This window comes from Streptomyces sp. NBC_00252 (assembly GCF_036187565.1).
Classification (GTDB): domain Bacteria; phylum Actinomycetota; class Actinomycetes; order Streptomycetales; family Streptomycetaceae; genus Streptomyces.
Genome location: NZ_CP108087.1, coordinates 7,207,094 through 7,230,571 on the forward strand (window position 1 = coordinate 7,207,094; position 23,478 = coordinate 7,230,571).

General features: G+C 72.0%; 21 protein-coding genes. 6 read left to right on the plus strand and 15 right to left on the minus strand.

The genetic code is table 11. The annotated features are described in order from the left end of the window. Nucleotides 1-139 precede the first annotated feature (139 nt). Nucleotides 140-1,309 carry an acyl-CoA dehydrogenase family protein gene (locus OHT77_RS31950; RefSeq protein WP_328831881.1) on the plus strand — a complete coding sequence of 390 codons (1,170 nt, stop codon included), beginning with the start codon at nucleotides 140-142 and terminating at the stop codon, nucleotides 1,307-1,309. A gap of 413 nt (nucleotides 1,310-1,722) precedes the next feature. Further along, nucleotides 1,723-2,241, plus strand: a complete 519-nt coding sequence (locus OHT77_RS31955; protein WP_328831882.1) for a flavin reductase family protein — start codon at nucleotides 1,723-1,725, stop codon at nucleotides 2,239-2,241. An 82-nt stretch (nucleotides 2,242-2,323) separates the two neighbouring features. Here OHT77_RS31955 and OHT77_RS31960 read toward each other — a convergent pair whose 3' ends face one another. The 4 genes from OHT77_RS31960 to lipB form a co-directional block, all read right to left on the minus strand. Further along, nucleotides 2,324-3,028, minus strand: coding sequence for a DUF4191 domain-containing protein (locus OHT77_RS31960; protein ID WP_266767911.1), 705 nt, complete (start codon nucleotides 3,026-3,028; stop codon nucleotides 2,324-2,326). A gap of 59 nt (nucleotides 3,029-3,087) precedes the next feature. Beyond that, complete coding sequence (locus OHT77_RS31965; protein WP_328831883.1) at nucleotides 3,088-3,294, minus strand: SCO2195 family GlnR-regulated protein; 207 nt, start codon at nucleotides 3,292-3,294, stop codon at nucleotides 3,088-3,090. A gap of 252 nt (nucleotides 3,295-3,546) precedes the next feature. After that, nucleotides 3,547-4,512, minus strand: a complete 966-nt coding sequence (lipA, locus tag OHT77_RS31970; protein WP_328831884.1) for a lipoyl synthase — start codon at nucleotides 4,510-4,512, stop codon at nucleotides 3,547-3,549. A gap of 266 nt (nucleotides 4,513-4,778) precedes the next feature. Next, entirely contained in the window at nucleotides 4,779-5,630 is an 852-nt protein-coding gene (lipB, locus tag OHT77_RS31975) for a lipoyl(octanoyl) transferase LipB (protein WP_328831885.1), read from the minus strand. Between the two features lie 283 nt (nucleotides 5,631-5,913). Here lipB and OHT77_RS31980 point away from each other — a divergent pair, with 283 nt between their 5' ends. Next, nucleotides 5,914-7,353, plus strand: coding sequence for a regulator (locus tag OHT77_RS31980; protein WP_328831886.1), 1,440 nt, complete (start codon nucleotides 5,914-5,916; stop codon nucleotides 7,351-7,353). A gap of 84 nt (nucleotides 7,354-7,437) precedes the next feature. Here OHT77_RS31980 and OHT77_RS31985 read toward each other — a convergent pair whose 3' ends face one another. Both OHT77_RS31985 and OHT77_RS31990 read right to left on the minus strand, forming a co-directional pair. After that, entirely contained in the window at nucleotides 7,438-9,084 is a 1,647-nt protein-coding gene (locus tag OHT77_RS31985) for an FAD-dependent oxidoreductase (protein WP_328831887.1), read from the minus strand. Between the two features lie 212 nt (nucleotides 9,085-9,296). After that, a complete protein-coding gene (locus tag OHT77_RS31990) occupies nucleotides 9,297-10,193 on the minus strand; it encodes a TIGR01777 family oxidoreductase (protein WP_328831888.1) in 897 nt (298 codons plus the stop codon). A 74-nt stretch (nucleotides 10,194-10,267) separates the two neighbouring features. Here OHT77_RS31990 and OHT77_RS31995 point away from each other — a divergent pair, with 74 nt between their 5' ends. Continuing rightward, complete coding sequence (locus OHT77_RS31995) at nucleotides 10,268-10,756, plus strand: GNAT family N-acetyltransferase (RefSeq protein ID WP_328831889.1); 489 nt, start codon at nucleotides 10,268-10,270, stop codon at nucleotides 10,754-10,756. A 4-nt stretch (nucleotides 10,757-10,760) separates the two neighbouring features. On the opposite strand, the gene OHT77_RS32000 is transcribed toward OHT77_RS31995, so the two are convergent. Continuing rightward, nucleotides 10,761-11,945 (minus strand): MarP family serine protease, encoded by a 1,185-nt coding sequence (locus tag OHT77_RS32000; RefSeq protein ID WP_328831890.1) that lies wholly within the window; start codon nucleotides 11,943-11,945, stop codon nucleotides 10,761-10,763. A 188-nt stretch (nucleotides 11,946-12,133) separates the two neighbouring features. On the opposite strand from OHT77_RS32000, the gene OHT77_RS32005 reads away from it, so the two are divergent. After that, nucleotides 12,134-12,946, plus strand: a complete 813-nt coding sequence (locus OHT77_RS32005) for a peptidoglycan recognition protein family protein (RefSeq protein ID WP_328831891.1) — start codon at nucleotides 12,134-12,136, stop codon at nucleotides 12,944-12,946. Nucleotides 12,947-12,955: 9 nt separating this feature from the next. On the opposite strand, the gene OHT77_RS32010 is transcribed toward OHT77_RS32005, so the two are convergent. Next, on the minus strand, nucleotides 12,956-14,086 hold the full coding sequence (locus OHT77_RS32010) for a lipid II:glycine glycyltransferase FemX (protein ID WP_328831893.1): 1,131 nt from the start codon (nucleotides 14,084-14,086) through the stop codon (nucleotides 12,956-12,958). 189 nt (nucleotides 14,087-14,275) lie between these two features. On the opposite strand from OHT77_RS32010, the gene OHT77_RS32015 reads away from it, so the two are divergent. Next, nucleotides 14,276-14,506 carry a hypothetical protein gene (locus OHT77_RS32015; protein WP_328831894.1) on the plus strand — a complete coding sequence of 77 codons (231 nt, stop codon included), beginning with the start codon at nucleotides 14,276-14,278 and terminating at the stop codon, nucleotides 14,504-14,506. 10 nt (nucleotides 14,507-14,516) lie between these two features. Here OHT77_RS32015 and OHT77_RS32020 read toward each other — a convergent pair whose 3' ends face one another. From OHT77_RS32020 to sucB, 7 genes are all read right to left on the minus strand, one after another. Further along, nucleotides 14,517-14,993, minus strand: coding sequence for a hypothetical protein (locus OHT77_RS32020; RefSeq protein ID WP_328831896.1), 477 nt, complete (start codon nucleotides 14,991-14,993; stop codon nucleotides 14,517-14,519). An 82-nt stretch (nucleotides 14,994-15,075) separates the two neighbouring features. Further along, a complete protein-coding gene (locus tag OHT77_RS32025) occupies nucleotides 15,076-15,618 on the minus strand; it encodes a carboxymuconolactone decarboxylase family protein (protein ID WP_328831897.1) in 543 nt (180 codons plus the stop codon). A 58-nt stretch (nucleotides 15,619-15,676) separates the two neighbouring features. Beyond that, on the minus strand, nucleotides 15,677-16,198 hold the full coding sequence (locus tag OHT77_RS32030; protein WP_328834408.1) for a DUF4240 domain-containing protein: 522 nt from the start codon (nucleotides 16,196-16,198) through the stop codon (nucleotides 15,677-15,679). 134 nt (nucleotides 16,199-16,332) lie between these two features. Continuing rightward, entirely contained in the window at nucleotides 16,333-17,313 is a 981-nt protein-coding gene (locus OHT77_RS32035; RefSeq protein ID WP_328831898.1) for a helix-turn-helix transcriptional regulator, read from the minus strand. Nucleotides 17,314-17,625: 312 nt separating this feature from the next. Further along, nucleotides 17,626-20,328, minus strand: a complete 2,703-nt coding sequence (gene aceE, locus OHT77_RS32040; protein ID WP_328831899.1) for a pyruvate dehydrogenase (acetyl-transferring), homodimeric type — start codon at nucleotides 20,326-20,328, stop codon at nucleotides 17,626-17,628. A 275-nt stretch (nucleotides 20,329-20,603) separates the two neighbouring features. Further along, nucleotides 20,604-21,227: a GntR family transcriptional regulator gene (locus OHT77_RS32045; RefSeq protein ID WP_266767889.1), complete on the minus strand. Its 624-nt coding sequence runs from the start codon at nucleotides 21,225-21,227 to the stop codon at nucleotides 20,604-20,606. A gap of 406 nt (nucleotides 21,228-21,633) precedes the next feature. Continuing rightward, on the minus strand, nucleotides 21,634-23,457 hold the full coding sequence (gene sucB / locus OHT77_RS32050; RefSeq protein WP_328831900.1) for a 2-oxoglutarate dehydrogenase, E2 component, dihydrolipoamide succinyltransferase: 1,824 nt from the start codon (nucleotides 23,455-23,457) through the stop codon (nucleotides 21,634-21,636). Between the last annotated feature and the right edge of the window lie 21 nt (nucleotides 23,458-23,478).

The following is a 23,478-nucleotide window of genomic DNA, read 5'->3' on the forward strand; positions in this document are numbered from 1 at the left end:
CCTTCGACGTGCCGGGTGCCCGTTTTCCGCTCGGGGTGGCCCATTTCCGTGCCGGTCGGGTGGTCTCGGACCGGGGTGCGGTCGGGGGCGGGTGCGGACGGGGACACTCTCGCCGTTCCCGACGGAGGTGGTGGGCAGGATGCCGCAGGGCGAGAAGTCGACGATCGTGTCCCGGGCGCCGGTGGTCGCGGAGGTAGCGGCCCGGCACACGGAGGAGGCGGAGACCGCGCGGCGGCTCTCGCCCGAGGTGGTGCGGGCGGTGCTGGACGCCGGGTTCGCGCGGCACTTCGTACCGGTGGCCCATGGCGGCGAGGCCGGTGGGTTCGCCGAACTGACCGCCGCGGTCGGCCTGGTGGGCGAGGGCTGCACGTCGGCGGGGTGGGCGGCCTCGCTGGCCGCGTACGCCGGGCGGTACGCGGCGTTCCTCCCCGAGGAGGGGCAGGCGGAGATCTGGGCGGACGGGCCGGACGCGCTGCTGGCCGGTGCGCTCATGCCGTCCGGCAAGGCGGAGCCGGTGGCCGGGGGCTGGCTGCTGAGCGGGGAGTGGAAGTACATCAGCGGGGTGCACTTCGCCGACTGGGCGCTGGCCTGCGCGGCGGTGCCGGCGGAGGGCCCGCAGGATCCCGACGTACGCCCCGAGGTGCGGTTCTTCGCCGTGCCGCGGGCCGACTTCACCATCGAGGACAGCTGGTTCACCGTGGGGATGCGGGGGACCGGCAGCGACACGCTGGTCCTCGCCGACGCCTTCGTGCCCGAACACCGCACCCTGGCCCGCTCGGTGGTGCACGCGGGCCGCGCACCCGCCTCGGACGCCCGCTGCCACATCGTGCCGATGCACGCCGTGAACGCGCTGCCGTTCGCCGCCCCGCTCGTCGGCGCGGCCCGGGGTGCGCTGCGGGCCTGGATCGCGCGCACCGGCGCCCGCGTCGACCGCCGGGGCCGTGCCGTCGGCGAACAGCCCTCGACCCAGGTCGCCCTCGCCCGCTCGGCGGCGGAGGTCGACGCCGCCGAACTCCTGATCCTCCGTACGGCAGCGGTCGCCGACGGCACGGAACGCCCACCCGGGGGCGAGGAGGCGGTCCGCGGCGCCCGGGACCTCGCCCTCGCCGTGGAACTCCTCGTCTCCGCCGTCGACCGCGTCTTCCGCACCAGCGGCACGTCCGGGCAGTCCTCGTCGGACCCGGTCCAGCGCTTCTGGCGCGACGTGAACTGCGCGGCTTCACATGTCGCGCTGTCCTTCGAGACGGCGGGGGCGGCGTACGGGGCGTGGGCGTTGTCGGGGGAGGAGGGGAGCGGGGTGGTGCGGTGACGGAGCGGTGTGGCCGGGCACGGTGGCCCGACACAGCGTGCGGAGCGGGTCCGCCGGTGAGGTGGCCGGCCACGGCGTCGACCGGCTCGGCCCGGGTGCCGTGCGTCGAGCAGGTCCGGGTTGCCGTCCGTCGATCGGGCGCCGCCCCGGTCCGCCCGTGTGCTGAGCGGGCTCGGCGGGCCGGGGCGCCGGTCGGGCATCGGCCGGATCACCGGTCGCGGACGGGGCGCCACCAGGGATTCCGCCCGTCGCCAAGGCACCGCCCCGGTTGCCGCCCCGCTCAGCTGCCCGCATAGTCGATCTGGACCCGGGTGACGATCCCGATCACTGTCGGTGAGCCGCATCCGAGGCGTCCCGAGGCTGCTGAAACCGCGGTGGCCTCCGCCGCGAGGCCCGACAGGTGGTGCACCGTCATGCCGGAGCGTCAGGACGTAGTCGACGTACTCGAAACCGAACGGGCGGCTGCGGAGCCCGAGGACTTCCGGGCCGCGATGGCCCGTTTCCCCTCCGGTGTCGTGGTGGTGACCACGTGCGGCGAGGACGGCACGCCCCGCGGGTTCACGGCCAGCTCCTTCTGCTCGGTGTCGCTGGAGCCGCCGATGATCCTGGTCTGCCTGGCGAACTCGGCCGACTCGGCGCCGTCGTTCGGCCACTGCGACCGCTTCGCCGTGAGCGTGCTGGCCCCCTCCCACCGGCCCCTCGCCCTGCGCTTCGCCACCAAGGGCACCGACAAGTTCGCCTCGGGCGGCCTGAGCCCCGGCCCCGGCGGCCTGCCCACGGTCGACCGCGCCCTCTCCGAACTCGACTGCACCGCCCACGCCCGCCACCCGGCCGGAGACCACACGGTCCTGATCGGCAGGGTGACGGGCGTACGGCTGGGGGAGGGGGCCCCGATGGTGTACTACGACCGGGGGTTCAGGACGCTCGCCTGAGGGGGCGGCTTTCCTACGAGGAAGGGGCGACCGGATCGGATCCGGTCGCCCCTTCCTCGTAGAAGTCGAAATGCGGGAGGTGTCAGCGGGCCTTGCCGCCGCCCTTGGGGAGTTTCATGCCCTTCGGCATCGGGCCCTTGGGGAGCGGCATGTTGCTCATCAGGTCGCCCATGGCGCGGAGGCGGTCGTTGGTCGCCGTCACCTGCGGGCCCGTCAGGACGCGCGGGAGCTTCAGCATCGTCGTGCGGACCTTCTTCAGGGGGATCTGGCCCTCGCCGGTGCCGACCATCACGTCGTGCACCGGGACGTCCGCGACGATGCGGGCCATCTTCCGCTTCTCGGCGGCCAGGAGGGACTTCACCCGGTTCGGGTTGCCCTCGGCCACCAGGACGATGCCGGCCTTGCCGACCGCGCGGTGCACCACGTCCTGGCTGCGGTTCATCGCCACCGCCGGAGTGGTCGTCCAGCCCCGGCCGATGTTGTCCAGTACCGCGGCGGCCGCGCCCGGCTGGCCCTCCATCTGCCCGAAGGCGGCCCGCTCGGCCCGGCGTCCGAAGACGATCGCCGACGCGAGGAAGGCGAGCAGGAGACCGAGAATGCCCAGATAGATGGGGTGCCCGAGCAAGAAGCCGATCGCGAGGAAGACACCGAAGGTGACGATTCCGACAGCCGCGAGTACAAGGCCGATCGTCTTGTCGGCCTTGCGGGTCATCTTGTAGGTCAGAGCGATCTGCTTGAGTCGCCCGGGGTTCGCAGCGTTGTCCGCTGTCGTGTCCTTCCTCGCCATGCGAAGAGTCTACGTGGCTCCCGGAGCGCCGACGACGGCGGTGCCCGAAGGGCGGCGAATCAGGAGTGGGAGATGGAGGTGAGGGACTGCTCGATGACGAGCTGCGCCTCGACCCGGTCCTTGGCGCGGCGGCGGTCCTCCAGGACGGAGGTCCACGCGTTGCGGCGGGCGGTCCGCTGGCCGCTGCTCAGCAGCAGCGACTCGACCGCGCGAAGTGCGTCGGTGAAGGACGGGATGGCGGTGGCGCGAACGGGCGCGGCCTGCATGGTGGAGGTCCCCCCTCGGAACGGCTCTGGGTAAGGGTCTACGTGCTGTGAATCCAGTGTCACTGCTTGGTGTTACCAGGGCGTGACCGACCGGTCAAACACCAATGAAGCCTTGATGCGGAGGGCCCGAACACTGACGCGGCCCTGATGAGCGCCCTCAACTGCGAGGACGGTCAGGGCCGCGCCGACGTCGTCTATTACCCGTGAGTAGCTACTTGTGCGCGAATTCACACAGCCCGGGACCGGCTGGGATCAGACCGCCTGCGAGGCCACGTACGCGCCGCGCTTCTCGATCGCCATCTGGTACAGCCGCCCGGCGCGGTACGACGAGCGCACCAGCGGGCCGGACATGACCCCGGAGAAGCCGATCTGGTCGGCCTCCTCCTTGAGCTCGACGAACTCGTGCGGCTTCACCCAGCGCTCCACGGGGTGGTGCCGCACCGACGGCCGCAGGTACTGCGTGATGGTCACCAACTCGCAGCCCGCCTCGTGCAGTTGGCGCAGCGCCTCGCTGACCTCCTCGCGGGTCTCGCCCATGCCGAGGATCAGATTCGACTTCGTGACCAGACCGTAGTCGCGGGCGTCGGTGATGACCTTGAGCGAGCGGTCGTAGCGGAAGCCGGGGCGGATGCGCTTGAAGATGCGGGGCACCGTCTCGACGTTGTGCGCGAAGACCTCGGGGCGCGAGGAGAAGACCTCGGCGAGCTGCTCCGGGACCGCGTTGAAGTCGGGGGCGAGGAGCTCGACCTTGGTGCGGCCGGCGTCGCGGGACGACGTCTGCTCGTGGATCTGGCGGACCGTCTCCGCGTACAGCCAGGCGCCGCCGTCCTCCAGGTCGTCGCGGGCGACGCCGGTGATCGTGGCGTAGTTCAGGTCCATCGTGACGACGGACTCGCCGACCCGGCGCGGTTCGTCGCGGTCCAGGGCCTCGGGCTTGCCGGTGTCGATCTGGCAGAAGTCGCAGCGCCGGGTGCACTGGTCGCCGCCGATGAGGAAGGTCGCCTCGCGGTCCTCCCAGCACTCGTAGATGTTGGGGCAGCCGGCTTCCTGGCAGACCGTGTGCAGGCCCTCGCTCTTCACCAGCGCCTGCATCTTCGTGTACTCGGGACCCATTTTCGCCCGGGTCTTGATCCACTCGGGCTTGCGCTCGATGGGGGTCTGGGCGTTCCGGACCTCCAGGCGCAGCATCTTGCGTCCGTCGGGTGCGACTGCGGACACGATGGGCTCCCTAGCGATTGATTCCTCGGCGTGACCCAGGGTACGCCCGTTGATTTGGTGGCTCTGTGTTGGTGCTGGCCTCCAGGGGCTGCCGCCCCCGGACCCCCGCTTCGGCCCCGAAAGGGCCTCGTCCTCAAACGCCGGACGGGCTGATAAGGCCGACCGCGCTTAAAGGTCAACGCCGAACGGACTGATTTATGCCCGCGCCCTCGGTACTGACTGGTGTCCGCGCCCTCGCGGAACGCCGGACCGGTCGACGGGTCGACTTATGCCTCTGCCCCCGTCGCGACGCCCACCGGAGCGACTGTTGCCGACGTCACCTCGGCGTCCCGCTTCTCGATCTCGCGCGGCTTCAGGTCCGCGTGCTCCAGTACGTCCTTCAGGTGGCGCTCGACCACCGGCAGGACCTCGGCGATGGTCACGTCTCGGCCCAGTTCCGCCGCCAGGGACGCCACGCCCGCGTCGCGGATGCCGCACGGGATGATGCGGTCGAACCAGCGGTTGTCGGGGTTCACGTTGAGGGCGAAGCCGTGCATCGTGACGCCCTTGGCGACGCGGATGCCGATCGCGGCGATCTTGCGGTCCTCGCGGCGCTGGCCGGCGTTCGAGGGGGCGTACTCGGGGCCGTTCATGCGGGGGTCGAACTCCTCGTCGTGCAGACGGGGGTCGAAGTCGAGGGAGAGGCCGCCGATCGACGGGCGCTGTTCGACCGGGTCGCCGAGGATCCAGACGCCGCTGCGGCCCTCGACCCGGCTGGTCTCGACGCCGAACTCCGCGCACACCCGGATCAGCGCCTCCTCCAGGCGTCGTACGTGTGCGACGACGTCCACCGGGCGGGGCAGTTTCTGGATCGGGTAGCCGACGAGCTGGCCGGGGCCGTGCCAGGTGATCTTGCCGCCGCGGTCGACGTCGATCACCGGGGTGCCGTCGAGCGGGCGCTCGTTGTCCTGGGTGCGGCGGCCGGCGGTGTAGACCGGGGGGTGTTCCAGCAGTAGCACGGTGTCGGGGACCTCGTCGGCGAAGCGGGCCGCGTGCACCCGGCGCTGCTCGTCCCACGCCTCCTGGTACTCGACGGCCTCCGCGCCGAAGCCCAACCGGACGAACCGCAACTCACCCACGGCAAGCGCCTCCTCAGCAGCACCTATGAGTCGTAAGGCACGAAACATGCCTACGCCACTGTACGACCGACCGCTGACAGCCCACCGGGCGGCCGGGACCGTCAGCCCTACGACCAATCCTCACACGATCGGATGAATGCACGTCGGAATGTGCGACGGGATGCTTACGCTCCGCTACATTCGCGCCGTTCACGAGGCCAAAAGGGCTGCTCACAGGCAATCCGGGCAGGCAGTGGCCGCATCGGCCTCTGTGAGGCCCGAAAGGCAGGAGACCGCACCGCAGATGACGGAACGACCCGCGCAGCGCACTCCCAACCGTCAGCTCGCCGCGCTCATCGCAGAAGCGGGGTTCTCCAACGCAGGTCTCGCCCGTCGCGTGGACCAGCTCGGTCTGGAGCACGGACTCGATCTCAGATACGACAAGACATCCGTCACCCGGTGGCTGCGCGGCCAGCAGCCCAGAGGCACCACGCCCGCCCTCATCGCCGAGGTCTTCACCCGCCGGCTCGGCCGCCGGCTCACCGCCCAGGACCTCGGGCTCGACGCCTGCGCGCCGGTGTACGCCGGGCTCGAGTTCGCCGCGACCCCCGAGGAGGCCGTCGACATCGTCAGCGGGCTGTGGCGCAAGGACTCCGGCAGCCACGCCGAACTGCGGAAGATCGCCTTCACCCCGGCCGGGCTCGTGGTGCCCAGCCGGGACTGGCTGATCGGCCGCGCCGACGACCGGGTCGGCCGCGCCGAACCCGCGAACCGGGTGCCCCCGCAGGGCCGCCCCGTCGTCCCCCGCCAGCGCGGCCAGGCCGCCGAGCGCGGGCCGGGACAGAAGGTCACCGGCGGCGACATCTCCGCCCTCCGCTCGGTCGGCGAACTCTTCCGCACCCTCGACAACGCCTACGGCGGCGGTCACGCCCGCCAGGCCCTCGTGCGCTACCTGGAGCACGAGACCGAGCCGATGCTGCGCGGCACCTACGGCGAGCAGACCGGCCGGCGCCTGTTCGCCGCGGCGGCCGACCTCACCCGGCTCGCGGGCTGGACGTCGTACGACATCGCCGCGCACGGGCTCGCGCAGCGGTACTTCGTGCAGGCGCTGCGGCTCTCGCAGGCGGCGGGGGACCGGGCCTACGGCTCCTACGTGCTCATGACCATGAGCCGGCAGGCCGTCTACCTCGGGCACGGGCGCGAGGCCGTGCAGCTCGCGCGGGTGGCGCAGCAGGGGGTGGGGACGAGTGCGCCGCCCGTCGTGCAGTCGCTGCTGCACTCCGTGGAGGCGCGGGCGCACGGGGTGCTCGGGGAGGTGCGGGCGTGCACGTCGGCGCTCGTGCGGGCCGAGCGCGCGCTTGAGACGGCGCGTGCGGGGGACGAAGTGCCTTACTGGGCGCGGTTCTTCGACGAGGCGCAGCTTGCCGACGAGTTCGGGCACGCGCATCGGGATCTGCAGCAGTTCCGGGCGGCCGCGCAGCATGCGGAGCGGTCGTTGCAGTTGCGGGCGCCCGCGTTCGCCCGGAGCCGGTTGTTCTGCCGGGTCGTTCTCGCCTCCGCCCGGCTCGGGCTCGGTGAGCTGGATCAGGCCTGTGCGTTGGGGGCGGAGGCGGCGGGGCAGGCGGTGGAGATGCGGTCGGTTCGGGCTGTCGAGTACGTGCGGGACTTCGAGCGGCGGCTCGAGCCGTACAAGGACGCGGCGCCGGTGCGGGGGTATCGCGACAAGGTCGCCGCGTTCGGGTGAGTCCTTCGCCGTGCGGGTGGCTGTGAGGGGGACTGCGCGGCGCCGTTGTGGCTGGTCGCGCAGTTCCCCGCGCCCCTAAAGATCTCAGGCAGCCTGTGTTGTCGGGATGGGGTCTGCTCGGTGCATCGAGGCCGCCGCGCCCAGGTCCGCCAGGATCGCCGACGACGCCCGGTGGCCCGAGTGCAGGGCTCCCTGGACCGTGCTCGTGTCGCGGTGGTCGCCGCAGACGTAGAGGCCGGCCAACAGGCGTACGGGGCGCCGTAGATCGTGTGGTGGGCGCATGACCGGCACGGCTGTGGGGGTGTGGTGGACGGCGAGGGTCTCCCAGCGGGTGGTCGAGGTGCCGTAGAGGCGGGAGAGGTGGGTGCGTACGGCGGTCTCGACGTCCGGTGGGGGAGGGCCGAGGACGGTCGAGGAGACGAGGGCGCGGCCCGCGGGTGCGCGGCTCGGGTCGACCTCGCTGACGATCGCCGTGTGGGCGACCGGGCCGCCGCGGTCGGAGTCCAGGAGGAGGGCTGCGCCGGTCGCGGGCGGGTCGTCGGTCGTGTGGTGGACCACGGTCACCGGGTGGAAGTCGGGTACGCGCAGGCCGGGCAGGAGGTCGGCCGCCGCGCGCGCGTCCGTCGCGACGAGCACCGCCCGGCACCGGATCTGGCCGTGCTCGGCCGTGGTCACCGACGTCGTCGCCACGGCGGTCACGCGTACGCCGGTGCGTACGGTGCCCGTCGGCAGCGCCGCGGCGAGCACCTCGGGCAGCATCTCCGCGCCGCCCTCCGGCACACACAGCCCGCCGCCCGCGAAGGCGCGCAGCGCGAGGTCCGCGCAGCGGCTCGAGGTGGTCAGCTCCGGGTCGCAGAGCAGGGCGGCGAGCAGGGGGCGCAGGAAGCCGTCGATGGTCCGTGCGGGTACGCCACGGGCGGCGAGGGCCTGGCCCGCGGCCGACTCGGGGCGGGCGAGGAGGCGTTCGACGGGGGTGGCCGCCAGCCGGGTCAGCGCGGTGCCGAGGCGGGCCTGGTCGACGGGGCCGCCGAGCGGGGCGCCGGACCGGGACCTGGGCACGGCCGAGGAACCCCGGGTGTCCACCGGGCGCTCCTTGAGCGTGGGGCCGCCCCAGGAGGCGTCCGTCCGGGCCCTGAGGGCCGGGGTGCCCCGGTCCCTGAGCGCCAGAGCGCCCCACGGCGAACTCGCGCGGCCCCTGAGTGAACCCCGGGCCGTGGTCCGGTGCGGTACGACCCCGTCCGCTTCTCCCGTACGGTCCCTGAGCGTCGGCCCACTGCCTGCCGCCGCCGCGGCCCAGGAGGGGCCTCCGCGTCCCCGCGTCACCGGGCCGCCCCACAGCGGGCCCTTCCGAACCGCGCCCTGCCTGGGGGCGCTCGCCAGGGCGCGTACCGCGTGGAGTGCGCCCCACGCGCTCCCTCCGGGCGCCGGAGTGCCCGCGTGGTGGTGACGGCCGTCGCTGTGCAGGAGGACGCCCGGTGCGAAGGGGCGCAGCACCAGGGCGTCCAGGCCCGGGGTCAGGCGCAGCTCGGGGTACGAGGTGGACAGGAACTGTCCGATCCGGTCGAGCCGGAACCCGTCGACCTTCTCGGTCGACATACGGCCGCCCACGTAAGGGGCGGCCTCCAGGACTACGGTCGTTACTCCTGCGCTGATCAGCCGATGAGCCGCGGCGAGTCCGGCGACCCCGGCTCCCACGACGACGACGTCCGCCTGGTACGCGGGCTCAAGCACGTGCCCCTCCTCAGGGTTGCGCGGCCGGTGAAGGCGTCATGCCCCCAACAGCCTCCAGGGATACCCGAGTTCGGGTCGAGGTTAGGGCCACGCTCGGTCAAGGGAAGTCGCGCATCGACAGGGCACGGTCGCACAGCGGTCGCATACGGTCGCCGTGTGTCATCAAACGAAGCGTTGTGGGGCTGAGGTGGTCGAGGGGTGTGCTCCGCCCCTTACTCCGCCGCCCGGATCGCCCCCTCGATCTCCGGGAACGCGAACGTGAAGCCCGACTCCAACAACCGCTTCGGCAGCACCCGTTGGCTGCCGAGGACCTCCCCTGACATCTCGCCGAGGGCCAGCTTCAGGGCGGGGGCCGGCACGGTGAAGAGGGACGGGCGGCGGAGGACGCGCCCCATGGCCGCGGAGATCTCACGGTTCGTCAGGGGGTTCGGGGCGGTGAGGTTGAAGGGGCCCGACAGGCCGTCCGTGTCGATGAGGTGGCGGATCGCGGCCACCTCGTCGTGCAGGGCGATGAAGGACCAGTACTGCCGGCCGTTCCCGAAGTGGCCGCCGAGGCCCGCCTTGTAGAGGGGGAACAGCTTGGCCCAGGCGCCGCCCTCACGGGCCACGACCAGGCCGGTCCGCGCGAACGCCGTCCGGATGCCCGCCTCCCGCACCGGTGCCGTCGCCTCCTCCCACTCCACGCACAGCGAGGGCAGGAAGCCGTCACCCGGAGGCGCGTCCTCGTCCACGGCGCGGTCGCCCGTCTCGCCGTAGAAGCCGATCGCGCTGCCGTTCACCCACACGCGCGGCGGCCGGTCCAGCGTGGCCACCGCCTCCGCGAGGGCCGCCGTGCCGAGGACGCGGCTGTCGCGGACCTGCTTCTTGTACTCGTCCGACCAGCGGTGGTCGCCGATCCCCGCACCGGCGAGGTTGACCACCGCGTCGCAGCCGTCGAGCCCGGCCGCGTCCACGTACTGACCCTCGGGGTCCCAGCACACCTCGGCCGCGCTCCGGGCCGCGCGCCGCACCAGGCGCACCACCTCGTGCCCGTCGGCGGTCAGGGACCGCACCAGTGCGCTGCCGATGAGACCGGAAGCGCCGGTCACCGCGATTCGCGAGGGTTCCATGGTGCCCATCCTGCCCCGTTGATCCGTAAAACCCCCATGAGGGCCACGCCGTGCCCCGCCGTACCCTGGCCCACATGTCCGAGCCGAACATACGTACAGCACTGCCCGACGACGACGAGGAACTGGGCGCACTGGACCGCGCCACCTGGTCCCACCTGCACGCGGTCATGCCGCGCCCGCAGCCGCCGTACCGCCCCTTCTTCGACGAGCGGCACGCGCCCGGTGATCATCTGGTCGCCGAACTCGACCGCCGGATCGTCGGCTACATCCGGCTGGCCTTCCCCACCGAGCTGGCCTGCAACGCGCACGTCCGGCAGATCCAGGGCCTCGCCGTCGCCGACGAGGCGCGCGGGCACGGGGTCGGCCGGGCGCTGGTCCGGGCCGCCGTCGAGGAGGCCAGGCGCCGGGGCGCACGCCGGCTCACCCTGCGCGTCCTCGGCCACAACACCCCGGCCCGCGCGCTCTACGAGGCGGAGGGCTTCGCCGTGGAAGGCGTACTGCCCGAGGAGTTCCTGCTCGACGGGAAGTACGTCGACGACGTCTTCATGGGCCGCGCCCTCTGAGCCTCTACGAGGTGACCAGGTCCCCCGTGTCCACCTGAGCCGTCGCCGTCGCCGCTCGCTTCGCGTCCCCGGAGACCCCGTCGGCCGTGAGCACGTACCCCGTCTCGTTGTCCGAGGTGGAGCGGGCGAAGACCACGCCGTAGACCCTGCCGTCGGTCGTCAGCAGGGGGCCGCCGGAGTTGCCGGGGCGGACGGTGGAGCGGATCGAGTAGATCTCGCGGGTGACCGTGCCGTTGTTGTAGATGTTCTGGCCTGTCGCGTTCACCCGGTTGGCGACCGTCGCCGCCTGGAGGTTCAGGTCGCCGTCCTGCGGATAGCCCGCGACCACGGCCGAGTCGCCGCGCGCCGCGCTGTCGTCGAAGCGCAGCACGGGCGCGGACAGCCCCGGCACGTACAGCACGGCCACGTCCTTCTGCGGGTCGAAGAGGACGACCCGTGCCTCGTACGACCGCCCGACCCCGCCGATGCGGACGGTCGGGTCGTCGATGCCGGCCACCACGTGCGCGTTCGTCATCACGTGCTGCGCCGCGTACACGAAGCCGCTGCCCTCGCGGCCCTGGGTGCCGGAGGAGCCCTCGATCTTGACCGTGCTCACCTTGGCCGCGTTGGTCGCGGCGGCCGTGACGCTGTCGCCGGTGGGCTTGGCGACCTCGGCCGTCGACTCGTTCTCGAACGGGTTGAAGACCTGCGGGAAGCCCGCCTCGGTGAGCGCGGAGGTGGCCCGCGAGAACCATGTCGGCGTGGTGTCCGGCATCAGCGTCTGCACGCTGCCCAGCAGCTTCGAGTCCTGGATCGCCGTCGTCACCGTCGCCGACGAGGACGCGCCCAGCACGCTCGCGGCCACCCACGCGACGAGCATCACCGCCACCGAGTTCGCCGCGGCCCCGCCGATGCCGTCGGCCACCCGCAGCGGGCCCTGGTCCAGCTCCTTGCGCAGCTTCAGCGCCAGCCGACCCGCCAGCTCGTGCCCGATCACCGCCGGAGCCAGGACGGTGAGCACGGCCGTCACCGTCGCCGCCGTCGTCCCCGGTGTCACCAGGTCCATCATCCACGGCAGCACCCACACGCCGACGACCGCGCCGCCCACGAACCCGGCGAGCGACACACATCCGGCGACGAGGCCGCGCCGGTACCCCGACGCCGCGTAGGCGAGGATCACCAGCAACAACAGCAGGTCGAGCAGGTCCACGGAGCCGCCTTTCTCTCGGAACCCTTAGTACGCGAGGAACGGGCCCACTGATCAGTCCCGCGCGCGTGGCCCCCGTGAACCCACCACGCGTGCGTGTACCCCCAGAAACGTGCCGGACCAGGACGATGGTTCCACCGGGTGGCACAGCACACATCGCGGGCGGCGCGATTCCGGCCGAGAGTGTGACCATGCGTGTCCTGAGAAGAACGCTGGGTGCCCGGCGCCGGCGCCGGGTACGAATACCCCGCTCCGCGCTCGTCCTGCTGGCCTGTCTGCCCGGCCTCGCCGCGGTCCTCGTCCTCGCCCTGTGCGCGAACGGCATCGGACGCCGGGCCACCGCCGCCGCCGTACGGCCGCCCGTCGCGGCCCGGCCCGCCGCCGCGCCGCACACCGCGCCCAAGCCGCACATCGTGCCGCGGTCCGCCTGGCTCGACGCGCTCTCGCGGCACGCGCAGCCGCCGCCGCGGTACGACGACAAGGTCGTCGCCGTCTTCGTCCATCACACGGACTCGCCCAACGGGTACGACTGCGCGGACGCGCCTCGGATCATCCGGTACCTGTACGCCGGGCAGACGGGGGTCCGGGACTGGGACGACATCGGCTACAACTTCCTCGTCGATCACTGCGGGACGATCTACGAGGGGCGGGCGGGGGGCGTCGACCGGGCCGTCACGGGCGCGCACACGCAGGGGTTCAACCATCGGACCGCGGGGATCGCGGCGATCGGGACGTTCACTTCGGGGATGGCTGTTCCTCGGGCCATGACCGAGGCGATCGCCGCGTTGGCCGCCTGGAAGCTGGGGCTTGCGGATGTCGATCCGCGGGGGAAGGCGCGGCTGGTGTCCAGTAACAGCCTCAGTCGGTATGCGTCCGGTACGACGGCGGTGCTGCCCGCGCTGGCGGGGCACAAGGACGGGTACATGACGAGCTGTCCCGGGGCTGCGCTTCTGGCGCGGCTGCCGGAGGTCCGGGTGGCGGCGGCGCGGTTGCAGGGGCGTTGAGTCGCCCCTTTACCTGCGGGAGAGATAGAGGGTCAACGCTCGTTGCAGGACCTTGCCCTGGCTTCCCACCGGGCGTTCCCATTCTCCCAGGTACTCCACTGCCTGGCCGCCCGCGCCCGTCTTGAAGAGGAGGCGGGCCACAAGGCGGTCCTCGGCCACCAGGGACGGGGTGATGGAGCGGAGGTCGTAGGTGTGCGCGCCCGAGTCCAGGGCCTCGCAGAGCATGCGCCACAACAGGAGGCTGCTGGGGCGCAGTTCGCGGCCTCGGCGGCCGGACGCGGGGTAGGAGTGCCAGACGCGGGGCCCGGTGCTGATCATGAGGGCGGAGGAGAGGACCTCGTCGTCGTACTCGGCGAGGTAGAGGCGGAGCCGGTCCGGTTCCTCGGCGTTCAGCGCCTGCCACATGCGGCGGAAGTAGTCGAGGGGGCGCGGCTTGAAGCCGTCGCGTTCCGCCGTGGCCCGGTACAGGCGGTGGAACGCGGGGAGGTCGTCCGCCGAGCCCCAGAAGACCCCGACGCCGCCCGCCTCCGCCGTCTGCAGCGACTGCAGCCAGTGGGGGGAGAGCGCGGCGCGCAGTTCGTTCACCGAGCGGCCGGCCAGGGGGATGTGGCAGCCGTAGCGCGGCTGGCCGAGGCCGAAGCCGCTCTCGTCCTCCTCCTCGCACCGGTTCCACCCGAGGCGCCGCAGCCGCTCCGCCGCGTCCAGCGCGTAGGCGTCGATGCCGTCCGTGGGGAGATCGCGCAGATGTCCTACGGAGGGGTCGGCGACGCCCGCCGCCACCGTGGCCGCGTCCCAGCGGCGGACGACCAGGGGCGGGCCTATGCGGACCGAGAACGCGCCCTCCTTCTCCAAGTGCGCGATCAGGGGGTCCAGATACCGTTCCGGGCGCTGGCTGTGCCAGTCGATCGCGGGGCCGTCGGGGAGGTAGGCGAGACAGCGCCCGGTGCCCGGGAACGCGCGGTACAGGACGAGCGCCACGGCTGTCAGCGCCTCGCCCTCGAACCAACCGACGCTCTCCGCCGTCCAGTCGGGCTTCACATCGGCCCACTCGGGGATCTGGAGGTGGCTCGCGTCGGGGTGCAGCCGGAGATGCGCGAGGTGTTCCTCGCGGGTGATCCCCTTCACGTACGGGCTGGTCATGGGCGCGCGCTCCTGTTCGGCGGCGGCCACCGTACGCCGGACGTCACGCCACCGGTCAAGGCCTCAAGTCTGTGAACCGGGCGAACACTTGCCCCGCCACGCTCACAGGTTTCTCGCAGGCGACTCACCGGGTTCCCTTGGCCGGCCTCCCTATCGTCATGCACACGCACTGAGCTGGAGGTGGGGAAAATGAACAGCAGTCACTCCAACACCACGGAGAAGTCGGCCGGTTGGGCCAGATCCGCCCGCGGACCCTGGGCGGTCGTCTGCGCGGTCGCCACCGTGATCCTCGGCCCGGCCGCCGTCACGGCCTCCGCGCTCGACCAGGCCAACGCGGCCCCGATGCACCACGCGGTCAAGGCCGAGCAGACGCAGGCCTACATCCCGACGGACACGAGCCGCCGCCGTACCGCCGCCTAGGCGGTCGTGGTCAGCGGGCGGCGACCGTCTGCTCCGTGCTGGTGACCGTGCCGTCCGGGTGCCGGGTGAGGCGGAGCACCAGGACGTGTCGGCGGTCGGCGGGGGCGGTCACATAGAGGGGGCGGCCCTTGTCGAGGCCGGGGGCCTCGAACCGCATCCGGGATCCGAAGGCTCCGGCGGCGCTGTTGCAGCCCTTGGCCAGGGTGCGGCCGAAGGGGTCGTGGTCGTGGCGGGTGGCGTCGATGTCGTAGTCGACGAACTTGTCGTCGGGCTCGGCGACCGTGCCGACGTTCATCGTGACCCAGGCGTGCACCTTCACGTCCAAGCAGACGGCGACCTCGCTGACGGCCTGCGGGTCCGGGTCGTCGAGGTCCGAGCCCTCGGCGCTCCTGCCGGCGAACAGCAGGGCGCCGCCCAGCGCGGCGGCCCCCACGACGACGGCGGCACCGAGCAGAATCATCGAACGCGTGCGGACGATCGGGAACATGACCCCTCCGAGGGCTGAACTGGCGGGCGTTGTCGCCCTGTTGGAGGTTCACGGCCCCGGAGTTGTTCTGGCCTCGGCGGCATCAGGACGTTTCTGTGACACTCCTGCCGAGGCCCAGGTACTTCTCGCCCACCGGGTCGATGTCCACGCCGAGGCCGTTCAGGAGGCCGGCGAGCATCGTGTAGTAGCCGACCGTCGTGATCAGCTCGACCAGCTGACGGTCGGTCAGATGTTTGCGGAGGGTGCCCAACGTGCCGTCCGTGAGCGAGTGTTGGGTCACCAGCTCCTCCGACGCGGTCAGCAGCGTCGTCTCGAGCTCGTCGAACTCGCCGTCCTCGGGCCGGAGTTCGACCACCGACGCCAACTGGTCGACGGTGAGCCCCGCGTGGAGCGCGATCGGGCGGTGCTGGACGATTCCGTAGGCGCAGTCCGTGTGCGTCGCCACCGCCATCACCACCAGCTCGCGCAGCCGCACCGGCAGCGACGAGCCGAGCACCGCCATACCGAGGTCGATCGCCGGGCCCGTCAGGTCCGGGGCGTGGGAGAGCATGCGGAACGCGTTCAACGGGGTGGGAAGCGCGTCGACGGCCTCGGCGGAACGCTCCGGGTACGGTATTCGGGCCACGGTGACCTCACTGGGATCGGGTCGATCGGAGAGCGGGCACCCACGCCAGTACCCCGGCTCAGTCCCGCCGGAACCTCTCCCGAAGTTTCGGGAAACGTTCCGCGAGGACCGCCTCGTTCTCCAGGTCGAGCGGAGCGCCGAGCGGTTCGGCGGGCGCGGGCGGAATCCCCAGGTCGGGGGCGACGGCACCGGTCAGCTGCTCGTACGCCTCGTCCGCCGCGTACCCCAGTTCCTCCCCGTCGCCGTCGATCTCGTCGTCGAAGTCGTCGATGAGTTCGGCCAGCGAGTCCGGGTCGTGCACGGCACCCTCGTACACCTCACGGCCCTGGCCGATCAGCCAGCACCGGAAGAAGTCGAACGCGTCGTCGCTCGCGCCGTCCAGCAGCACCCACGCGGCACCCCACAGGTCCCAGGTGTACGCGCGGTTGTAACGGGCCTCGAAGTGCCGGGCGAAGTCCAGGACCAGCTCCGGGTCGAGCAGCAGCAGCCGGTCGACGAGCAGGTCGGCCTGCTCCTCGGGGTCGCCCTCGGCGGCCTCGCGGGTGCCGTCCACCAGCTCCCAGAACTCCGTCTCGTCCATCACGGGTCAAGCATCGGTCCTGGAGGGGTGGTGCGCACGTGGAGTGCAGCGGATTGTCACCTGGAGCGGGGCAGATCGTTATCGGCGAAGCGGTGGGAGAGGTGAGGAAGGTGAGCCGGGGGTTGCTCCGGTGGTCATGTTCCGTACAGCTCGGCCAGCCGTGCCGCGTCCGTCGCGAACCGTGCCCGCAGGCTCTCCGGTGCCAGGACCTCCACCTCCGGGCCCAGCTCCGCCAGCTGGCCGCGGGCGACCTCCTCGGACTCCACCGGAAGGGTCACCGTCACCCACCCGTCGTCGTTCGGGGGCGCGTCCGCGGCCTTCAGCGCCTCCCGCGCGGCGGCCGGATCGACGGCGTACGGAAGTCTTCGCGCGCCGTCCGCCGACAGCCGTACCACCACCTCCGCCCGCAGGATCGACCGCGCGAACTGCTCCGCCCGCTCGTCCCAGAACGCCGGGAGGTCGAAACCCTCGTCCCGTACGAAGCGTTCCTCGCCCTGGCGCTCCACCGCCGTGAAACGGTCGATGCGGTACACGCGGAAGGCGTCTCGGTCGGCCACGCGTGCGCACAGGTACCAGACGCCTGCCTTGAGGACGAGGCCGTACGGTTCCAGCGGGCGCTCGACCTCGTCGTCGCCGCGGCGGTAGCGGGCCACCACTTTCCGGTCGTCCCACACCGCGTCCGCCACGACGGGCAGCAGGTCCGGGGTTCTCGGTTCGCGGAACCAGGCGGGGGCGTCGAGGTGGAAGCGTTGGGCCGCCGTGTGGGAGGCGTCGCTGAGGGAGGGGACGAGGGCGGCGGACACCTTAAGGCGGGCCGCCGACGCCGCGTCCTCCAGCCCCATCTCGCGCAACGCGCCCGGTACTCCGCTCAGGAACAGGACCTCGGCCTCGCTGCGGGCCAGGCCGGTGAGGCGGGTGCGGTAGCCGCCGACCAGGCGGTAGCCGCCGGCGCGGCCTCGCTCCGCGTACACCGGGACGCCTGCCTCGGAGAGGGCCTGTGCGTCCCGGGTGACCGTGCGCTCGGAGACTTCCAGTTCCTGGGCGAGTTCGGCGGCGGTCATGGTGGCGCGGGACTGGAGCAGCAGCACCATTTTGATGAGACGGGCAGCGCGCATGTGTCCCATGATGAGGGATCTCGCCCCCGCCGCCCCTACCCGTCCCATCCCTGGGGGCTGCCGCCCCCAGCCCCCCGCATCGGCCCCGAAAGGGCCTCGTCCTCAAACGCCGGACGGGCTGAGTGGTGCGGACCCGCCGTGGAAAACCGCAACGTCCGGAAGGGCTGAGTGGTGCGGACAGGGGCTTGAAGGGCTGAAAGGCAAACGCCGGAGGGGCTGGAATTTCAGCCTCTCCGGCGTTTGAGGAGCGGGGTCTGGGGCGGAGCCCCAGGAGGATGGGACGGGTAGGGGCGGCGGGGGCGAGGAAAGCCCCTACAGGCCGTACCGCTCCCGTGCCTCCTTCACCGACGTCGCCTTGACTTCGCCGCGTCGCGCCAGCTGGGCGAGCGCGGCGACGACGATCGACTCGGCGTCGACGCCGAAGTGACGGCGGGCCGCGTCGCGGGTGTCGGAGAGGCCGAACCCGTCCGCGCCCAGGGAGGACCAGTCCTGCTCGACCCACTGCGCGATCTGGTCGGGAACCTGCCGCATGTAGTCGGACACCGCGAGGACAGGCCCCTCGGCACCGTGCAGCGCCTGCCGCACGTACGGCACCCGCTCCTCACCCCGCAGCAGCGCCGCATCCGCGTCCAGCGCGTCCCGCCGCAGCTCGGTCCAGGACGTCGCCGACCAGACGTCGGCCGCGACACCCCACTCCTCGGCGAGCATCCGCTGCGCCTTCAGCGCCCAGTGGATCGCCGTACCGGAACCGAGCAGCTGGATCCGCGCCGCGTTGGCGACCGGCGAAAGCCCGGCGGACTCGGCCGTGTTGAAGCGGTACAGGCCCTTGACGATGCCTTCGTCGATACCGAGGCCGGCCGGCTTGGCGGGCTGGGGGATCGGCTCGTTGTAGACGGTGAGGTAGTAGAAGACGTTCGAGTCCTCGCCGGGGGCCGCCTCGCCGTACATCCGGCGGATGCCGTCACGGACGATGGCGGCGACCTCGTAGGCGAACGCGGGGTCGTACGACAGGGCGGCGGGGTTCGTCGCCGCGATCACGGGGGAGTGACCGTCGGCGTGCTGGAGACCCTCGCCCGTCAGCGTCGTACGGCCGGCCGTCGCGCCGACGAGGAACCCGCGGCCGAGCTGGTCGCCGAGCTGCCACATCTGGTCGGCCGTGCGCTGCCAGCCGAACATCGAGTAGAAGATGTAGAAGGGGATCATCGCTTCGCCGTGCGTCGCGTACGACGTCGACGCGGCGATGAAGTCGGCCATCGAACCGGCCTCGGTGATCCCCTCGTTGAGGATCTGGCCGTTCTTGGCTTCCTTGTAGTACATGAGCTGGTCGCGGTCGACCGGCTCGTACGTCTGGCCCTTGGGGGAGTAGATCCCCAGCGAGGGGAACAGGCTCTCCATGCCGAAGGTGCGCGCCTCGTCGGGGACGATCGGCACCCAGCGCTTGCCGGTCTCCTTGTCGCGGACCAGGTCCTTGACGAGGCGGACGAACGCCATGGTCGTGGCGACGTTCTGCGAGCCGGAGCCCTTGTCGAAGGACGCGAACGCCTTCTCGGAGGGGGAGGGGAGCGGGGCCAGCGCGTGCGTACGGCGGGCCGGGGCCGGGCCGCCGAGCGCCGCGCGGCGCTCCTGGAGGTACCGGACCTCGGGGGAGTCGGCGCCGGGGTGGCCGTAGGGCACGACCCCGTCGACGAAGTCGCTGTCCTTGATGGGGAGTTCGAGCAGGTCACGCATCTGCTTGAACTCGTCCGTCGAGAGCTTCTTCATCTGGTGGTTGGCGTTCTTCGACGCGAAGCCCTCGCCGAGCGTGTGGCCCTTGACCGTCTGCGCGAGGATGACCGTCGGGCCGCCCTTGTGCTCGACGGCCGCCTTGTACGCGGCGTAGACCTTGGACGCCTCGTGGCCACCGCGCGAGAGGTGGAAACACTCGAGGATCTTGTCGTCGCTCAGCAGCTTCGCGAGCTCGACGAGCGCCGGGTCCTTGCCGAAGAAGTCCTCGCGGATGTAGGCCGCGTCACGCGTCTGGTACGTCTGCACCTGGGCGTCCGGTACCTCGCGCAGGCGGCGTACCAGCGCGCCCGTGGTGTCGAGCTGGAACAGCTCGTCCCAGGCGTTGCCCCACAGCGACTTGATGACGTTCCAGCCGGCGCCGCGGAACTGGGCCTCCAGCTCCTGCACGATCTTGAAGTTCGCGCGGACCGGGCCGTCGAGGCGCTGGAGGTTGCAGTTGATGACGAAGGTCAGGTTGTCCAGACCCTCGCGGGAAGCCAGTGCGAGGGCCGCCGTCGACTCGGGCTCGTCCATCTCGCCGTCGCCGAGGAACGCCCAGACGTGCGACTCGGAGACGTCCTTGATGCCGCGCGCGGTGAGGTAGCGGTTGAAGCGGGCCTGGTAGATCGCCGACAGCGGGCCGAGGCCCATCGACACCGTCGGGAACTCCCAGAGCCAGGGGAGGCGCCGGGGGTGCGGGTACGACGGGAGGCCGTTGCCGCCCGCTTCCTGGCGGAAGTTGTCGAGGTGCGTCTCGGTGAGACGGCCGTCGAGGAAGGCGCGGGCGTAGATGCCGGGGGAGGCGTGGCCCTGGATGTACAGCTGGTCGCCGGAGCCGTCCGCCTCCTTGCCCTTGAAGAAGTGGTTGAAGCCCGTCTCGTACAGCCAGGCCGCGGACGCGAAGGTCGCGATGTGGCCGCCGACGCCGTGTTTCGCGCCGCGGGTCACCATCGCCGCCGCGTTCCAGCGGTTCCACGCGGTGATCCGGCGCTCCAGCGCCTCGTCGCCGGGGGCGGCGGGCTCGGCGGCGGTCGGGATGGTGTTGACGTAGTCCGTCTCAAGCAGCTTGGGCAGCGCGAGGCCGTTGCCCTCCGCGCGCTCCAGCGTGCGGCGCATCAGGTATGCGGCGCGGTGCGGGCCAGCAGCCTTCGTGACGGCGTCCAGGGAGGCCTGCCATTCGGCGGTCTCCTCGGGGTCGCGGTCCGGGAGCTGGTCGAGCTCGCTCGGCTGGATGGCGTAGGGGTCGGTCATAACGCCGCCTTCCTCAGTCGAAGGGGGGTTCCCTCATCGGCAAGGGGATTTCGGGGGTGCCCTTGGTCTTTGGCAGGACAGGGCGACGGGCCCTGTGGTGGGAGCCCGTCGGTGACTGTAACTCCCTGATCGATGATCGATCAAAGGTTCCCGGGCAAAATATCTTGATTACCGGAAAGTCGGCACGGGGTGCCTTTTGCGAGGGCACCGGGTGCCGTGTTTTTCGCCGGTTTCTACGGAGTTTTCGCAGGTGAGCATGGCTGCGCTCGACTGCGTCACGGGCGCGGGGCGCAGCCCAGCACGTGGGCCTTCACCAGCTCCGCGATCCGCGGGTCCCGGCGCCGGAACGCGGCCACCAGCTCCTCGTGCTCCTCCGCGTACGACTGCTGGACCGTGCCCAGCCAGCGGATGGAGAGGGCCGTGAAGACCTCGATGCCGAGGCCCTCCCAGGTGTGCAGGAGGACGGAGTTGCCGGCCGCGCGGACCAGTTCGCGGTGGAAGCCGACGGTGTGGCGCACCTGGCCGGTCCCGTCGGCGTCCCGGTCGGCGTCGTAGAGCGCGGCGACGTGCGGTTCCAGGGCCGAGCAGTCCTCGGCGAGCCTCTCCGCCGCCAGCTCCGCAGCGATGGCCTCCAGGCCGGCCCGGACCGGGTAGCTCTCCTCCAGGTCGGCCGCCGTCAGGTTCCGTACCCGTACGCCCTTGTTCGGCGCGGACTCGATCAGCCGCAGCGACTCCAGCTCGCGCAGCGCCTCCCGCACCGGCGTCTGGGAGACCTCCAGCTCGGTCGCGATCCGCCGCTCCACGATCCGCTCGCCCGGCTTCCAGCGACCGCTCACGATCCCCTCCACGATGTGCTCGCGGATCTGTTCGCGCAGCGAGTGGACGACGGGCGCGGTCATGAGAGCTCCTTAAGGGCGTTTGACGTTTAGACAATAAGGCCGCACGCCCGCCCGGGAGGGGCGCACGGGGGCGCTTTCATGCAGGTGAGACGAGACTTACACGCCGACGGGACGGATCGGCGTGGTTGCCGTCCGGAGCGTCGGGGGCGCGGGGAACAGGGGGTTCGGGGCGGGAGTGGCGATGGTGGCGTCCGGGTCTTCGTGAGACCGGACGGCGCCCGGGAGTCCGGCCGAGTCGGCCGGGGCTTCCGCGTCGCGGCGGCGACATCGGCGCGCACACGACGGGATCGTACGCCGGGCCCGCGGACGGCAGACGACGTGCCGCCCGTCCCGGAAACGCGCGGTGCCCCCGCCCCGGAGGATTCCGGAACGGGGGCACCGTACAGACAACAGGCCAGGCGGCCGACTACAGGCCGAGCTCAACCTCGAACTCGCCCGCCTCGAGGATCGCCTTGACCGCCGTCAGGTAACGGGCCGCGTCGGCACCGTCGACCAGGCGGTGGTCGTAGGAGAGGGTCAGGTAGGTCATGTCGCGTACGCCGATGACCGTGCCGTCCTCCGTCTCGATCACGGCGGGGCGCTTGACCGTGGCGCCGATGCCGAGGATCGCGACCTGGTTCGGGGGCACGATGATCGTGTCGAAGAGCGCGCCGCGCGAACCGGTGTTGGAGATGGTGAAGGTCGCGCCGGACAGCTCGTCCGGGGTGATCTTGTTCGCCCGGACCTTGCCCGCGAGCTCGGCGGTGGCCTTGGCGATACCGGCGATGTTCAGGTCGCCCGCGTGCTTGATGACCGGGGTCATCAGGCCCTTCTCGGAGTCCACCGCGATACCGACGTTCTCGGTGTCGAAGTAGGTGATCGTGCCGTCCTCGACGTTGATCCGGGCGTTGATGGCCGGGTGGGCCTTCAGCGCCTGGGCCGCCGCCTTCACGAAGAACGGCATCGGGGAGAGCTTGACGCCCTCGCGCGCGGCGAAGGAGTCCTTGGCCTGGCCGCGCAGCCGCATCAGGCGCGTGACGTCGACCTCGACGACCGAGGACAGCTGCGCCTGCTCGTGCAGCGCCTTGACCATGTTGTCGCCGATGACCTTGCGGATGCGGGGCATCTTGACGGTCTGGCCGCGCAGCGGAGAGGCCTCCAGCGTCGGCGTCTTCTTCGCGGCGGCGGCCGGGGCGGCGGCTGCGGGAGCCGGAGCGGCGGCGGCCTTCGCGGCCTCGGCGGCGGCGATGACGTCCTGCTTGCGGATACGACCGCCGACGCCGGTGCCCTTGACGGTGGACAGGTCCACGCCGTTCTCGGACGCGAGCTTGCGCACCAGCGGGGTGACGTAGGCGCCGTCGTCCGCGGGCTGTGCGGCGGCGGGAGCCGGAGCGGCCGGGGTCACCGGAGCCGCGGCGACCGGCGCGGGGGCCGGGGCAGCGGGGGCGGCGGCCGGAGCGGCGGCGGCCGGGGCGGGCGCCGGAGCCGGGGCAGCGGGCGCGGCCGGGGCGGGCGGTGCGGCCGGAGCCTCGGGGGCGGCCGGCGCGGGGGCCGGAGCCGGAGCGGCAGCCGCCGGAGCGGGCGCCGGGGCGGGCGGAGCCGGGGCGGCCGCGGGAGCGGCACCCGGGGCGCCGACGACGGCGAGCTTGGCGCCGACCTCGGCGGTCTCGTCCTCGCCGACCAGGATCTCCAGCAGGACGCCGGCGACCGGGGAGGGGATCTCGGTGTCGACCTTGTCGGTCGAGACCTCCAGGAGGGGCTCGTCCTCCGCGACCTCCTCGCCGACCTCCTTCAGCCAGCGGGTGACGGTGCCCTCGGTGACCGACTCGCCCAGTGCGGGCAGCACGACGTCGGTACCGGAGGCGCCACCGGCCGGAGCGGCGGGGGTCTCGGCGGGCTCGGGGGCGGCGGCCGGAGCCGCGGGGGCCTCGGCAGCGGGGGCCGGAGCGGGCTCGGGGGCCGGAGCCGCCTCGGGCTCGGCGGCCGGGGCCGGGGCCTCGGCGGGCGCGCCCGTACCGTCGTCGATCACGGCCAGCTCGGCGCCGACCTCGACGGTCTCGTCCTCGGCCACCTTGATGGAGGCCAGCACACCGGCGACGGGGGAGGGGATCTCTGTGTCGACCTTGTCGGTCGACACCTCGAGCAGCGGCTCGTCGGCCTCTACTCGCTCACCCTCGGCCTTCAGCCAGCGGGTGACAGTGCCCTCGGTGACGCTTTCACCGAGCGCCGGAAGGGTTACGGAAACCGCCATGGTTTCGGTTGCTCCTTACGA

Excerpts from the sequence above, each read along its gene's own strand:
- aceE (WP_328831899.1), bottom strand. The coding sequence starts at position 20,328 with ATGACCGACCCCTACGCCATCCAGCCGAGCGAGCTCGACCAGCTCCCG.
- OHT77_RS31950 (WP_328831881.1), top strand. The coding sequence starts at position 140 with ATGCCGCAGGGCGAGAAGTCGACGATCGTGTCCCGGGCGCCGGTGGTC.
- OHT77_RS31955 (WP_328831882.1), top strand. The coding sequence starts at position 1,723 with ATGCCGGAGCGTCAGGACGTAGTCGACGTACTCGAAACCGAACGGGCG.
- OHT77_RS31980 (WP_328831886.1), top strand. The coding sequence starts at position 5,914 with ATGACGGAACGACCCGCGCAGCGCACTCCCAACCGTCAGCTCGCCGCG.
- OHT77_RS31995 (WP_328831889.1), top strand. The coding sequence starts at position 10,268 with ATGTCCGAGCCGAACATACGTACAGCACTGCCCGACGACGACGAGGAA.
- sucB (WP_328831900.1), bottom strand. The coding sequence starts at position 23,457 with ATGGCGGTTTCCGTAACCCTTCCGGCGCTCGGTGAAAGCGTCACCGAG.
- OHT77_RS32010 (WP_328831893.1), bottom strand. The coding sequence starts at position 14,086 with ATGACCAGCCCGTACGTGAAGGGGATCACCCGCGAGGAACACCTCGCG.
- OHT77_RS32045 (WP_266767889.1), bottom strand. The coding sequence starts at position 21,227 with ATGACCGCGCCCGTCGTCCACTCGCTGCGCGAACAGATCCGCGAGCAC.
- OHT77_RS31965 (WP_328831883.1), bottom strand. The coding sequence starts at position 3,294 with ATGCAGGCCGCGCCCGTTCGCGCCACCGCCATCCCGTCCTTCACCGAC.
- OHT77_RS32005 (WP_328831891.1), top strand. The coding sequence starts at position 12,134 with ATGCGTGTCCTGAGAAGAACGCTGGGTGCCCGGCGCCGGCGCCGGGTA.
- OHT77_RS32030 (WP_328834408.1), bottom strand. The coding sequence starts at position 16,198 with ATGGACGAGACGGAGTTCTGGGAGCTGGTGGACGGCACCCGCGAGGCC.
- OHT77_RS31960 (WP_266767911.1), bottom strand. The coding sequence starts at position 3,028 with ATGGCGAGGAAGGACACGACAGCGGACAACGCTGCGAACCCCGGGCGA.
- OHT77_RS31990 (WP_328831888.1), bottom strand. The coding sequence starts at position 10,193 with ATGGAACCCTCGCGAATCGCGGTGACCGGCGCTTCCGGTCTCATCGGC.
- OHT77_RS32035 (WP_328831898.1), bottom strand. The coding sequence starts at position 17,313 with ATGCGCGCTGCCCGTCTCATCAAAATGGTGCTGCTGCTCCAGTCCCGC.
- OHT77_RS32020 (WP_328831896.1), bottom strand. The coding sequence starts at position 14,993 with ATGTTCCCGATCGTCCGCACGCGTTCGATGATTCTGCTCGGTGCCGCC.
- OHT77_RS32015 (WP_328831894.1), top strand. The coding sequence starts at position 14,276 with ATGAACAGCAGTCACTCCAACACCACGGAGAAGTCGGCCGGTTGGGCC.